At 44.7% G+C, this 13,001-nt stretch carries 14 protein-coding genes; all 14 read left to right on the plus strand.

Annotated features, from left to right (window positions below; translation table 11 throughout):
* Positions 1-9: 9 nt before the first annotated feature.
* Positions 10-771 (plus strand): acetylglutamate kinase, encoded by a 762-nt coding sequence (gene argB, locus IGJ74_RS01920; RefSeq protein ID WP_087664814.1) that lies wholly within the window; start codon positions 10-12, stop codon positions 769-771.
* A gap of 175 nt (positions 772-946) precedes the next feature.
* The gene (locus tag IGJ74_RS01925; protein WP_218193152.1) at positions 947-1,768 is read left to right on the plus strand and encodes a VOC family protein; all 822 of its coding nucleotides are present in this window, start codon (positions 947-949) and stop codon (positions 1,766-1,768) included.
* A 410-nt stretch (positions 1,769-2,178) separates the two neighbouring features.
* A complete protein-coding gene (locus IGJ74_RS01930) occupies positions 2,179-3,093 on the plus strand; it encodes an ABC transporter permease (RefSeq protein WP_005232278.1) in 915 nt (304 codons plus the stop codon).
* Between the two features lie 22 nt (positions 3,094-3,115).
* A complete protein-coding gene (locus tag IGJ74_RS01935) occupies positions 3,116-4,009 on the plus strand; it encodes a carbohydrate ABC transporter permease (RefSeq protein ID WP_005232275.1) in 894 nt (297 codons plus the stop codon).
* 65 nt (positions 4,010-4,074) lie between these two features.
* Positions 4,075-5,706: an extracellular solute-binding protein gene (locus IGJ74_RS01940; protein ID WP_086332938.1), complete on the plus strand. Its 1,632-nt coding sequence runs from the start codon at positions 4,075-4,077 to the stop codon at positions 5,704-5,706.
* 37 nt (positions 5,707-5,743) lie between these two features.
* The gene (locus IGJ74_RS01945; protein ID WP_087664816.1) at positions 5,744-6,445 is read left to right on the plus strand and encodes a DUF624 domain-containing protein; all 702 of its coding nucleotides are present in this window, start codon (positions 5,744-5,746) and stop codon (positions 6,443-6,445) included.
* A 119-nt stretch (positions 6,446-6,564) separates the two neighbouring features.
* A complete protein-coding gene (locus IGJ74_RS01950) occupies positions 6,565-7,581 on the plus strand; it encodes a serine hydrolase domain-containing protein (protein WP_087664817.1) in 1,017 nt (338 codons plus the stop codon).
* Between the two features lie 45 nt (positions 7,582-7,626).
* Positions 7,627-8,580, plus strand: coding sequence for a mannose-6-phosphate isomerase, class I (gene manA, locus IGJ74_RS01955; protein ID WP_176257035.1), 954 nt, complete (start codon positions 7,627-7,629; stop codon positions 8,578-8,580).
* A gap of 199 nt (positions 8,581-8,779) precedes the next feature.
* Positions 8,780-9,919: a cysteine desulfurase family protein gene (locus IGJ74_RS01960; RefSeq protein WP_087664818.1), complete on the plus strand. Its 1,140-nt coding sequence runs from the start codon at positions 8,780-8,782 to the stop codon at positions 9,917-9,919.
* Positions 9,920-9,987: 68 nt separating this feature from the next.
* Positions 9,988-10,329 carry a DUF1831 domain-containing protein gene (locus IGJ74_RS01965; RefSeq protein ID WP_005232263.1) on the plus strand — a complete coding sequence of 114 codons (342 nt, stop codon included), beginning with the start codon at positions 9,988-9,990 and terminating at the stop codon, positions 10,327-10,329.
* A gap of 177 nt (positions 10,330-10,506) precedes the next feature.
* Complete coding sequence (locus tag IGJ74_RS01970) at positions 10,507-11,352, plus strand: aldo/keto reductase (RefSeq protein ID WP_016611429.1); 846 nt, start codon at positions 10,507-10,509, stop codon at positions 11,350-11,352.
* A gap of 42 nt (positions 11,353-11,394) precedes the next feature.
* Positions 11,395-12,000: a metallophosphoesterase gene (locus tag IGJ74_RS01975; RefSeq protein ID WP_087664819.1), complete on the plus strand. Its 606-nt coding sequence runs from the start codon at positions 11,395-11,397 to the stop codon at positions 11,998-12,000.
* Positions 12,001-12,205: 205 nt separating this feature from the next.
* The gene (gene amaP, locus IGJ74_RS01980) at positions 12,206-12,769 is read left to right on the plus strand and encodes an alkaline shock response membrane anchor protein AmaP (protein WP_005232260.1); all 564 of its coding nucleotides are present in this window, start codon (positions 12,206-12,208) and stop codon (positions 12,767-12,769) included.
* An 11-nt stretch (positions 12,770-12,780) separates the two neighbouring features.
* Positions 12,781-12,975 (plus strand): DUF2273 domain-containing protein, encoded by a 195-nt coding sequence (locus IGJ74_RS01985; protein ID WP_005232259.1) that lies wholly within the window; start codon positions 12,781-12,783, stop codon positions 12,973-12,975.
* Positions 12,976-13,001: the final 26 nt, after the last annotated feature.

Genomic DNA, 13,001 nt, shown 5'->3' on the forward strand with positions numbered 1-13,001 from the left:
AGCGAGTAGATGGAAACGATCGTAGTAAAAATCGGCGGTGTCGCCTCAGAAAATTTAACCCCGTCATTCTTTGAGACGATAGCAGATTGGCAAGCTGCGGGCAAAAAAGTGGTCATCGTCCATGGCGGTGGTCACTACATCTCAGAAATGATGGAGAAAATGGCGTTGACAGTCAAAATCAAAGACGGCTTGCGGGTGACCGATCCCCAGACGCTTGAAGTGACTAGAATGGTCCTTTTGGGACAAGTTCAACCGCTGATTACGACTGCTTTCCAGCAAGCTGGCTTCCATGCCGTGGGACTGAATGCTGGCTGTGATCAGCTGATCCAAGGAGAAGTTATCGATGAGGAGAAATTAGGGCAAGTAGGGAAAGTTCAGCGAATCAACGCCGCCTTCTTGCAGCTCTTGACAGAGAAAAAACATGTCCCGATCTTGGCCCCACTAGGAATTACGCCAGAGGGGCAATGGTTGAACATCAACGCGGATGAAGTGGCTTGTCAGGTCGCAGCCAGCTTACAAGCCGAAAAACTGTATTTGTTGACGGATGTCCCTGGGATCAAGCAAGAAAGCAAGTGGTTGTCGGCTGTTTCTTTTGAGGAGATCCCCCAACTGATCGCCGAAGAAGTAGTCACGGGCGGCATGCTGCCAAAACTAAAAAGTGCTCAGAAAGCCTTAAAAGCAGGGGTAGCTGCCGTTTGTATCACCGATCGGATCGATCGTTTAGGAACCCAGATCCTCGCGGCAAGTCCAGCAGCAGCTGGCTGTAGTTGAAGCCATTAGCGACACCCAAGCGCCTCCTCTCTACTCATAAAAATGCAAAATTCTGACTTTTCTGTGCGTTTCTTCTTATTTTCTCTAAAAAAAGAATAAAAGAGATAGGGATTTCATTTGCTAGAATTTCGTTTTATCAGTACAATGAGTACATATGTAAGTAGGGGGAGAAACAATGACAGATTTCTTATTGGGGAGCAGTACGAAGTTGCTGACTGTTGCAATTCGGGTAAAAGACCGCGATCAAGCGATTGCCTTTTATCGCGATGTACTTGGCTTTGAGCTGAAAAGAGAAGAAAATGAGTTGGCCATCTTTGGTCTAAAAGGATTAGATAGAGAAGTTTTATGGTTGGAAGAAAGCCCGCGTGCCAACGACCATTTCGGTGAGATCAAAAAGATGCAGCGCATCGTTTTAGCCGTATCCTCGCTAGAAGAAGCGGCAACTATCGCGAGCAATGCCCAACAAAAAGCGATTGCTTTCGAAGTAGCTCGTTATGAAGCGAATCAATTAGGCTTCCTGATAGCTGATCCAGAAGGAAACAAAATCGAAGTCTTATTTACAGCACCCGCAGGAACTGCGGTACCAAAAGACGAAGCAGAATTGATCAAAGCGGCACCTGCAAAAGCGGCTGGCTTATCAAAAGAAGCTCATTTTGGCAAGCTGTATTTAAACGTCAGTAATCTAGCCAAAGAGCAGCTTTTCTTAGAAGAAAGCTTAGGCTTGAAAACAAAAGAAGCCGAAACGAAGGAATTTATCCTCAATGATGGTGACTTCCAAGTTGGCTTGACGGAAGCACAAGGTGGTACGATCGATTTACCGACCCATGAGGTGCTTGGCTTAGACTTCTTGAAAATCTCCATCAGTCAAGAAGATATCGATACATTGGAAAAACACTTGTCTGAGAAGAATCAAGAGTTTTTCATCGACAAAAAACGGCAATTGTTGACGACCTACGATGCGATCGGTATCGAATGGTGGTTTATCGTTAAAAAATAATAGATTATGAAAGAAAAAGCAGAGAGGGCGATTCTCTGCTTTTTCTTTTTTTTGTCAAAAAAAGAAACTTTTGTTTTTATTTCGCACGAAAGAGTGTAAAAAACTGTTACATCGATTCGAAGACCAATCATTGAAAAAACGGTAGTTTATCTGCATTAGTAGAACAGGTCCAATCTATTTTGAATTTCTTATTTAGTTATTTAATATTTGAAACGCCTGTCTTAAAACTTAATATAATAGCCATTATGATTCAAAAATCGCAAACATTATATTGAATTGTGGTTATTCTTAATTTATAATAAAAAAGAATCGAGATTCGATGGCTCTGGACGCAGAGGTTATTTGTTGTTATTAATGTATGCGGTTTCTTTTGGTGGTGAGCAGTAACGGGAAGACAAGGAGTAGATGTGATGGAAAAAAAGTGGATACACCGATATTTTGCTCAGTGGGATCTGCAGATGATGGTACTGCCGGCGATCTTACTGGTAGGCATTTTTAGCTATATCCCAATGTACGGGATTTTGATGGCATTTCAACAGTACAATATTTTTGAAGGTATGACAGGCAGTCCATGGATCGGCTTTGATAATTTTCGGCGCTTTTTTAGTGAACCACGTTTTTGGGAAATTTTACGGAATACCATTATGATCAGTGTGCTAAAGATTGCTATTTGTTTTCCAGCACCGATTTTGCTGGCGTTGATGCTTAACGAGGTCAAGAACGTTGCATTCAAACGTGTGGTGCAGACGATTACTTATCTCCCGCACTTTTTATCATGGGTGATCGTGGCGGGGTTTACGATGTCGATTTTATCGATGGATAACGGTAGTTTAAATATTGCTTTGGAAAGTTTAAACCTGATCGATGAACCAATCAACTTTTTATCGATCCCTCGCTATTTCTGGACGATCATCGTTACGACAAATCTTTGGAAATCGATTGGCTTTGGCTCGATCGTCTATATGGCAGCCATTGCTGGGATCGATCCGCAGTTGTATGAAGCAGCATCCTTAGATGGTGCGACGAAATTTCAGCAAGTTTTTTTGATCACGTTGCCTTCGATCGTTCCAATCATTACGATCTTCTTGATCTTAGAAATTGGCAACTTGTTGAATGCGGGCTTTGAAGATTTGCTTTTACTGGGGAGCAATCCAGCTCTTAGAAATGTGGCGGATGTCATTGATACCTATGTGTATCGGGTAGGGATCAGCAACTCTCAATATTCATACGCAACAGCTGTTGGTTTGTTCAAAGCAGTCATTAGTGTCACTCTTTTGAGCGGAGCAAACTTTTTCGCACGCAAAGTGGGTCACAGCTTATGGTAATCAGCAGAGGAGGAAATGAACAATGAAGAAAAATTGGGGCGACCAAGCGATGATGATTTTTATCTACCTTTTCTTGATAACGCTTGCATTCTTGACATTTTATCCCTTCTGGAATTCACTGGTGATTTCCTTTAATTCTGGACGTGACACGGTGACCGGTGGGATCACGTTTTGGCCAAGAGAATTTACGTTGGAAAACTATCAGATCGTCTTTCAAGATCAGCGCTTGATGAATGCCTTTTTCATCAGTGTCTTACGGACAGTGATCGGGACGTTTTCATCGATCATGCTGACAGCGATGGCAGCATATGGAATGTCAAAAAGAGAACTGATAGGGCGAAAATTTATTACGATTTTTTTCATCCTCACGATGTTCTTCAGCGGCGGCTTGATTCCAACTTTTTTAGTGGTACGTTCACTTGGACTGATGGATTCTTTTTGGGTAATGATCATTCCTGGTCTGATCAGTGTTTGGAATATGATCATCTTCCGTACGTTCTTTCAGCAACTGCCGAAAGGATTGGAAGATTCAGCGAAAATTGATGGTTGTGGTTATTGGGGCACGTTTTTCCGAATCATTTTGCCGTTATCAGGTCCAGTCATTGCCACTTTGTCGCTATTTACCGCCGTTGGGCATTGGAATGATTGGTTTATGCCAAGCATCTACATTACTTCAGATCATCTGATTCCCTTGCAGACCTTTTTGCAACGAGTCTTGAATTCGAACACGGTGAGTTCGCAAATGAGTCAAATTGATTCTGGCTCAGCAGCACGTTTGGCGGAAATGACTGGTGTCACAGGAAAATCCTTGTCGATGGCGATCATGATGGTGGCGACTTTGCCGATCGTAATGGTTTATCCGTTTGTCCAAAAGTATTTTGTAAAAGGTGTATTGATTGGTTCGTTGAAAGATTAGCAGAGCAGGAGGAACTCTCTTGATTAGAGGAGAGAAGGAACGAAACGTTGAAAGGGGATAAAAGAATGAAAGCAAAGGTATTAAAAGGCGTGCTGTCAGTGACTGCGATGAGTCTCTTACTGGCTGCTTGCGGCAGTGAGTCAGGGACAAAAGAAAGTGATGGGGCGGCAGCGAATGACCGTGACAGTTCGGAGGTCTTTGAATTAGGTAGTGAACCGTTGGAGATCACGATGTTTGGTAATTATGATTGGTACACGATGGATCGTTGGGGAGATGATCCAGCAACTGCTGCTATCAAAGAACTGACCAAGGTAGATATTCGCGCAATCGATGGTGGCGGGAATGCAGCACAGCGGCTAAGCACAATGATCGCTGGCGATGATCTACCTGATTTTATTTGGCTTGATCGAGGGTCGGATGTGGAACGGCTGCGAGAAGCGGGTGCCTTAGTGCCATTTGATGATTACTTGGATAAGTATCCGAACTTGAAAGAATGGGCGGGAGAAGACATCCTGAACATGCTTCGTTCAGAAGACGGCAAACTTTATCAGTTTCCCAACTGGTATAGCTCGGAGCCTTTCGGGAATGCGGGTTATGTCGTCAATAAAGAGATCCATGATGCTTTAGGTGCGCCAGAATTGAAAACAACCGATGATCTTTATGAGTATTTGAAAGAAGTTCAAACAGAGTTTCCTGATGTTATTCCATTTGAAACAGATGTCAGCGGACAAGGGATCAATGTCTTATACTCCGCCTTTGCAGAAGGGCGTTCACCAGCAGATATCCGCATTCGCGCTGTTCCTGAAGGCGACGTGTTGACCTCGATCTTTGCCAATGAAAACTACGTAGAATCGATTGAATATGCGTCAAGATTGTACCGTGAGCGCTTGATGACCCAAGATACCTTGACCCAAGATGCGGATATGGTTGCAGAAAAAGTAACTAGCGGCCGCGTAGCAGTTTACGCTGCTGCTAGTCCATCGAATCATGCTCGCGATGCCCACTATATCTTACAAGAGCAAAACCCAGATGCGGGGTATTTCTATATCGAACCAATTGCTAAACCAGGACTAGATCCTGACAATATTTTCCCAGGTTCCTATGAAATGCTAGGGTGGAATGTCAGTGTCATTACTAGAAATGCAGAAGACCCAGAAAAAGTCTTTGCCTTCTTAGATTGGTTGACAGGACCGTTGGGCCAATCGATCTTGATGTTTGGTCCAGAAGGCCAGTATTGGGATGGCTTTGATGAAGAAGGCTATACGAAATTTACGGATGCCTATGCAGAAGACAGTGCAGGCGTTTCGGAGATCGAGCAAGCAACTTCAAGTTTCCAATGGAACGGCAACTCCGCCTTTTTAGACAATACCAAAACAAAATTTGAGTTAAATCTTCCAGAAGATCAAATGAACTGGGCAACGAAATGGCAGCATGCCATCACTTGGGACACGCAAAAAGACGACACGGAATTTGCGGCGATCAACCCGATGCCAGACTCACCAGAAGGAATCATTCAGCAACGGATCAACGATATTTTTGAAGAAGCCAATGCTTCAGCGATCTTTGCTGACAGCGATGAAGAAGTGCGTGCCATCTTTGCTGAGGCGGAAGCCCAAGCACAAGCAGCGGGCTATCAAGAGTTGCTGGATTATCAAACAGAGAAATGGCAGCAAAATCTACAAAACTTAGCCCGCTAGAGGGTAAATCAGCTGATTAGAGAAAGGAGGCGGACTGATGGGAAATGAACGATGGTATCGTTGGTATGGTGCCAGTCAAGCGATAGCTAGTATGTTGCTTTTGAATGGCTACTGGTTACTGTTCAATCTGCCCGTTCTATTGCTAGCTTTGGGGCTGATTTTCCCCAGCTCTCCTCGTCAGTTTCTTTTCTCTTTGGTTGGTTTGATCATTAGTTTTCCTAGCATTCTTTTGCCAGCGACCTTTGCTTTATTTGGGGTCATGCGGCGCTGGTTGTACTATCAAGAACCACGACAGGCCATCGGAGGGACCTTTTGGCGGCTCTATCGGGAAAATTATCGGCGCAGTGTTGCCGCAGGTCTCTTTTTCGGTAGTCTCGCTTTGCTGCTGTTAGGCTCTTATCGCCAAATCGATTCCTTTCAGTTGCCCTTATTGGCTGTCGGCTATTTGTTTTTAAGTATCATTTTACTCGTGTGGTTGCTGTATTTTATCTGCGACAGTGTGCATTTGGCGGCACCCATGCGGCTCGCCTTGATCAAAAGCTTTTTCATCATCTTTTGGGCACCGTTGCAGACACTGATGTTGCTAGGGCTGTTGAGTGGCCTCGCTTTACTGCTCGTCTTGATCAATCCCTTACTCGCGGGATTGATCGTAGGGGGACTAGGTAGTCAATGTGCGTGTTACAGTTATTTGAGAATCGTCCAAAAGGCGCAAGCAAAAGCTGCACCAGCCGATGAGTAATCTATGTAATACTGATTAGAAAAAAATCTGAAAACTATCCTTAATGGGTAGTTTTTTTCATTGGCGAAAAGTGCTAAAGTTAGAAGCAAGACAAGCCTGAAAGGAGCGAGTATGGAACGATGACAATGTACCCAAAAACAGTACAGCTCATTCAAGAAAAAATGCCGACCGTTTTCCCAGGAGCGGTGCTGCGTTTTATCGCTGGTGAAACCCAAGAGACCCAGGTATTCGGACAGGCAGCGCTTCTTCCGAAAACCGAACCTATGACGAAAGATCATTTGTTTGATTTAGCCTCATTGACGAAAGTCGTTTGTACAACGAGTGTTCTGTTAAAATTGTGGGATCAAGGAAAAATCGAGATGGAGGCGCCGCTTACTCGTTGGTTGCCAGCGTTTAAAGACGATCGGGTAACGATCAAGCACTTGCTGACGCATACGGCAGCCATCAACACGTGGATTCCTCATCGAGACCAGTTGGATGCTGCTGCCTTGCGCAAGGCGTATTTGCAGCTTGAAAGCAGTGATACGATCGGTCAAACGGTCAGCTATACGGATACTGGGACGATTTTGCTGGGCTTTTTATTGGAGGAGCTGTATCAAAAACCAGTGACCGAGATTTTTCAAGAAGAAGTCTTGACGCCTTTAGGCATGAAGAACAGCGGCTTTCCGCCTTTTCCTCCTTCACAGCTGCCATTGATCGTGCCTACCCAGCAGCAGCCAGACGACAGTATCCTTAGAGGAATCACCCATGACCCAAAAGCACGAGTGCTGGGAAACCATGCCGGCAACGCCGGGTTGTTTTCTACCGTGGATGATTTGACGCTGTTCGTTCAACTGTTATTGGCAAATGGTCAGCAGCAAGGTGCGCCGTTTTTCTCAGAAAAAGTGATGCAGGCGCTGGCTCAGAGGCAGACGCCTGAAAGCACAAAGCCCCGCACCTATGGCTGGGACTTATTGGGTGCGCCGTACCAATTATTTCATACAGGCTATACAGGCACGTTTCTCGCAGTAGATATCCCTAACAAAAAAGCGTTTATTTTCTTATCGAATCGGGTCCATCCAGTGGATCATCGAGAAAGCTACTTGGGTCATCGTGACGAAATCCTGCAATGTTACTTAAAAGAATCTGCCGAATAAGCGGATTCATGCTATAATATGCACGAACAACTAGAGAGGGGAACAATTATGGAACCATTGTTTATGAAACCTGTTTTTCAAGAAAAAATTTGGGGCGGCAGTCGCCTGCATTCTGTTTTTGGTTTTGATTTACCGAGTGACAAAATCGGTGAAGATTGGGCGATCAGTGCGCATCCTCATGGGGTGAGCGTCATTGAAAATGGTCCGTTTAAAGGCAAAACATTGGCGGATCTTTGGCAAGACCATCAAGAACTGTTTGGACATTCAGACGAACCAGTCTTTCCATTATTAATTAAAATTCTAGACGCGGAAGATGATCTATCCGTTCAGGTCCATCCTGATGACACGTATGGGCTAGCCCATGAAGGGGAATTAGGGAAAACGGAATGCTGGTACATTATTGATGCCGAACCAGGTGCGGAAATCATTTATGGCCACCACGCACAAACCAAAGAAGAACTTGCGGAAATGATCGAAGCGGGTCGTTGGGATGATTTGTTAACAAAAGTCCCTGTGAAAAAAGGGGATTTCTTCTATGTGCCAAGTGGAACGATCCACGCCATTGGGAAAGGGATCATGATCTTAGAAACCCAACAAAGCTCGGATACGACTTATCGGGTGTACGACTATGATCGTACTGATGATCAAGGACAAACACGGGAGCTGCATATCCAACAATCAATCGATGTGACGACGATTCCTGCACGGACGCCAGAATTATCGATCCGTGAAGTCAAACAAGGACAATCAGCAGTCGTTACCTATCTTGAAACGCCATTTTTCAATGTGTATGAATGGGAAGTACGTGGAAAATTATCGTTGGCACAAAAGGCCGATTATACCTTGATGACTGTGATCGATGGGTATGGGCAGTTGATGATCGACGGTCATTCCTATGAACTAAAAATGGGCACGAGCTGCATTTTGCCAAACCCGATCAAGAAATGGGAATTGGTTGGTGAATTGACTGTCATTGCCTCTGAACCTGGAAAAAAATAAAACGATCAGTAAGTGACGTGATTCGCACAAGCAAAACAGCACACGTTCCTGATTTTTCGTAAGGCTGAACGCGTTCAGCTGCCTGTCATCATTGGCGATTTTTCCGCTTTTGACTGACAGGTTTTTTCGTATGGACACTCACGATAGACGTCTGAGGAAGATTTGTTATAATGGCAGTAATGAAGGATAGGTGAAAAGAATGGTTTACTTAGATCATGCAGCAACGACACCGCTGCACCCAGAAGTGATCAAAGTGATGAGTGAAACGATGCAGACATTTTTTGGCAATCCATCAAGCATTCATCATTATGGTCGAGACGCCCACACCCAATTAGAATTGGCTCGTCAAGCGATCGCTCAGCAGCTAGGGGTCAAGGAACATGAGATCATTTTTAACAGTGGAGGTACCGAAAGCGATAATACAGCGATCATCGGTACAGCCCTTAGCAAACAAGCACAAGGCAAACATATCATTACGACCCAGATCGAACATCCGGCGGTCATTGAGAGTATGCGCTATTTAGAAGGCTCAGGCTTTGAGGTGACCTATTTGCCCGTAGATCAAAAGGGGCAATTGGCCGTCAGTGAAGTTGAGGCTGCCTTACGTCCCGATACGATTTTAGTATCCATAATGACGGCAAACAATGAAACGGGCAATTTGCTACCGATTGCAGAAATTGGCGCCCTTTTACGGGAGCATCCCGCCGTTTTTCATACCGATGCCGTGCAAGCTTATGGCAAGATCCCGCTTGAAATCAATGAAAATAGCATTGATCTCTTAAGCATTTCCGCTCACAAAATCAATGGACCAAAAGGGATCGGTTTTTTGTATAAACGAGATGGCTTGTCGCTACCTTCGCTACTCCATGGTGGCGAACAAGAAGAAAAACGGCGAGCAGGGACGGAAAACTTGGCAGCCATCACGGGGATGGCCAAAGCAGCTTCTTTGCATACCCCCGAAGCACAGCAAGCAGCGGCAGAACAATATCAAACGTTTGCCGATGTACTGATGGAGACCTTAGCAGCACAAGGCATCGATGTTCAGTTGAATGGTGACCCAGCACACAAATTGCCGCATATTTTGAATCTGCGTTTCCCAGGGGTCAGCAGTGACTTGTTACTGATGAAATTGGACTTAAAAGGGGCCGCCATCTCGACAGGCAGCGCTTGTACGGCGGGCAATGTGGAACCCTCCCATGTGCTAGAAGCGATGGTGGGCAAAGAGCATCCAGCTATCCGGGAATCGGTCAGAGTCAGCTTTGGCTATGGCAACACATTGGCGGAAATCGAAGCATTTGCTCAGCTATTAGCAGAAACTGTCTTAGCAACGAAAAAGTAGGAGAACAGCTAGCAATCTCGCTGAAAACTATTTATAATGAAAGAAATGATGTTAAAGAGGTGAAGAACATGGCATTTGAAACAACAGCAACCGTTTTAGGCGCAGCAACCCAATACCGCATTGCTCCTGAAGCAAAAAAATATACGTTGCGGGATAATGGCTTTACAGAAACGAACGGCGGCAACTTCCAATTGATTCGTGGCCTTGAAGCAACACCCCAAAGCAAAGAAGGCTTTAAATTAAAAATCACTGTTGCAAAAGATCTGCAAACCTTCAAGATGTCGATCACGACAGCCAATGGATTAAAAGCAGTCAATATTTTCAAAGATGAACAGCACAAAATGCTGCAAGAAAAATTTTACTTTTTAATGGATGGTTTTATCAGCCGCGGGTTGTTTGTCAAAGCGTAAGCTTTTGTCAAAAGCAGCTATACCGTTCAAAGGGCAAGAAGTGTGTCACTCCGCCAAGCAGGCAAGGGATTGATACACTTCTTTTGTATCTTTGCCGGTTTCTTTTTATACTAAAGTAAACAAACCTAAGCCGTTCTCAGAAAGTGGATACGTTGAGACGAGAAAGAAGGAATCCAGATGAAACGAACCTTAAACAAGCAATCCGTGTTAGCCGTTGGAATGGGGACTTGGCATATGGGGGATGACCCAGCTAAGGAAAAAGCCGAGATCGATGCGCTGCAAGCGGGCATCAAAGCCGGAGCGGCTGTCATCGATACCGCAGAAATGTACGGCGAGGGAAACGCAGAAACGCTAGTTGGCAAGGCGATCCAGCCCTTTACACGAGCAGATCTTTATTTGATTTCAAAAGTCTATCCCTGGAATGCCTCCACCGATGAATTGCCAAAAGCTTTAGACCGCAGCTTAGCGCGTTTAGGCACCGACTATCTTGATCTGTATCTGTTACACTGGCGAGGGGATGTACCGTTAGCAGAAACAGTTGACGCACTAGAAGCTGCCAAAGACTCTGGAAAAATTCGCGCATGGGGCGTCTCTAATTTTGACGTGGCAGATATGGAGGAGCTGTTGCGGTTAGAAAACGGCGATCAATGTGCCGCCAACCAAGTACTCTATAATTTAGGCGCCCGCGGGATCGAATACGATCTTTTGCCTTGGCAGGCAGAGACGGAGATTCCGGTGATTGCCTACTCACCAATTGCTCAAGGCGATCGGTTAGGGCACCACTTTAAAAATGATGAAGTCTTGAAAGAGCTGGCAGAAGCCAAAGGCTGCACGATTTTTCAGCTGCTTTTGGCATGGACCCTCCGACAACCCCACGTCTTAGCGATCCCACAAACCAGTGACTCGCTGCATATGCTGCAGAACATTGAAGCTGCCAAAATCGTTTTTTCCAAAAGCGAATTGGCGACAATCGATGCACGCTTTCCGGAGCCAACGAAAAAGCAGCCGCTAGCGATGATTTGAAGACCCTAATCACAGAAAAAAGCAGTAAAGTAAGGAGCGACTATGAAATTTTTTACGTCTGATACCCATTATTTTCATGCAGCCTTGCTCGGGGACAATGACTTTGCCCCACGCCCCTTTGAGACAGTGACGCAAATGCATGAAACGATGATCGCTAGCTGGAATGAGGTGGTTGCGGATAAAGATGTCGTTTATCATTTAGGGGATGTCGCGATGCACCCTGCTTATGAAGCAGGCTTTCCAGAAATTGCTGCGCTGTTAGCACAGCTGCAGGGCAAAATCGTTTTTATCAAAGGCAATCATGATACCCGGGCTTTCTTTGCGTACTTGCGCAAGCATGATCCTGGTTGTTTGGGAGCCCAAAAGTATGCGTTTGAAGATGTTGGTGTTTTGCTGAAGTTTGCTCACCAGCAATTTATATTGACCCATTATCCTATGCTGCTGGGGATCACCAAAAACAGCCGCAATCTGCATGGGCATATCCATCATCACAGTGTTCCAATCGCTGAGAATCTCAACGTAGGAGTCGATGCGCCGGAATTGGCGTTTCTGCCGCAGCCGCGTCCCTTCGGTCGACCAGTTTCCGAAAATGAACTGGCGGTGCTGTATCATGCAAAACAACAAGAACTTGCCAAGCTAGCTCGTTAACAGATAACAAGAAAAGCAAGCGTCAAGACAACGTCGGACGGCTTGCTTTTTTTGTGATGACTTTGACAGCAAGCTTTGATTAAGGAAATTTTTTTGATAAAAATAAACTTTATATGTAAAAAATAATCGATTCCAAGAGTTATTATTTGATGGATATTTAAGAAATGTGTATGCTTTAAGTAGAAAGCAGTAAAGGAGGTTGCCAATGCGTAAGATTTCTAAAGTGATTTTTATCATCGGATTACTTTTACTCTTACTTGTCTTTTATTTTGGGATCATCGCCAATCAGCAAGCGGCTTCATTGCCTGTTTACTTGATTCCTTTGGATGAATATCCTTGGGTCGGATCTTCCATGAGTATGCTGCTCTTTTGGTTATCTGTTGGCTTTGCTATTTTTACAGTGATCGCACTCTTTGTCGTTTTGTTTTATCCAAAACGCTCAGACCGCTTGATCATTCCCCATAAGACAGGCGATTTAGTGATTCAGAAGAAGGCGTTAGAGCATTTTGTGCTCGAGCGGGTGAAACAAGCAGATTTCATCCATCAGCCATCGGTAAAAATCAAAATCGTCAAGAATAAAGTAGCGGTAAAAATCGATGGAGAAATGAAACAAACAGCAGCCATCCCGCAAAAACAAGAAGCTTTGGTTGGTGAGATCAGCAGCAGTCTGCAGCAGCTTTTCGGTATCGAAAGCAATATCCAAACGGAAGTTGTTTTAAAAGATACGCAAGAAACGCCAGCAGCCCATGACCAACCGCGTGTAGTTTAGGAGGAACAGGTATGAGTGAATGGTTCTACCACTATAAGATTCCGCTTATCTTTGCAGGTTTCGGTTTGATCCTAGCGATCCTGTTTCTAACGATCGGCTTTTTGAAAACCATACTGCTGGTGCTATTTACGGCACTAGGTACGTATCTGGGATTTTATCTCAAAGAAGTCGGATTCTTTGAACAATTTCAAAGACCGCGCCGTTAACTTTGGTAACATTATTAGTTTAATTT

The sequence above is a fragment of the Enterococcus sp. AZ009 genome (genome assembly GCF_050548785.1).
In the GTDB taxonomy this organism is placed as follows: domain Bacteria; phylum Bacillota; class Bacilli; order Lactobacillales; family Enterococcaceae; genus Enterococcus_D; species Enterococcus_D entomosocium.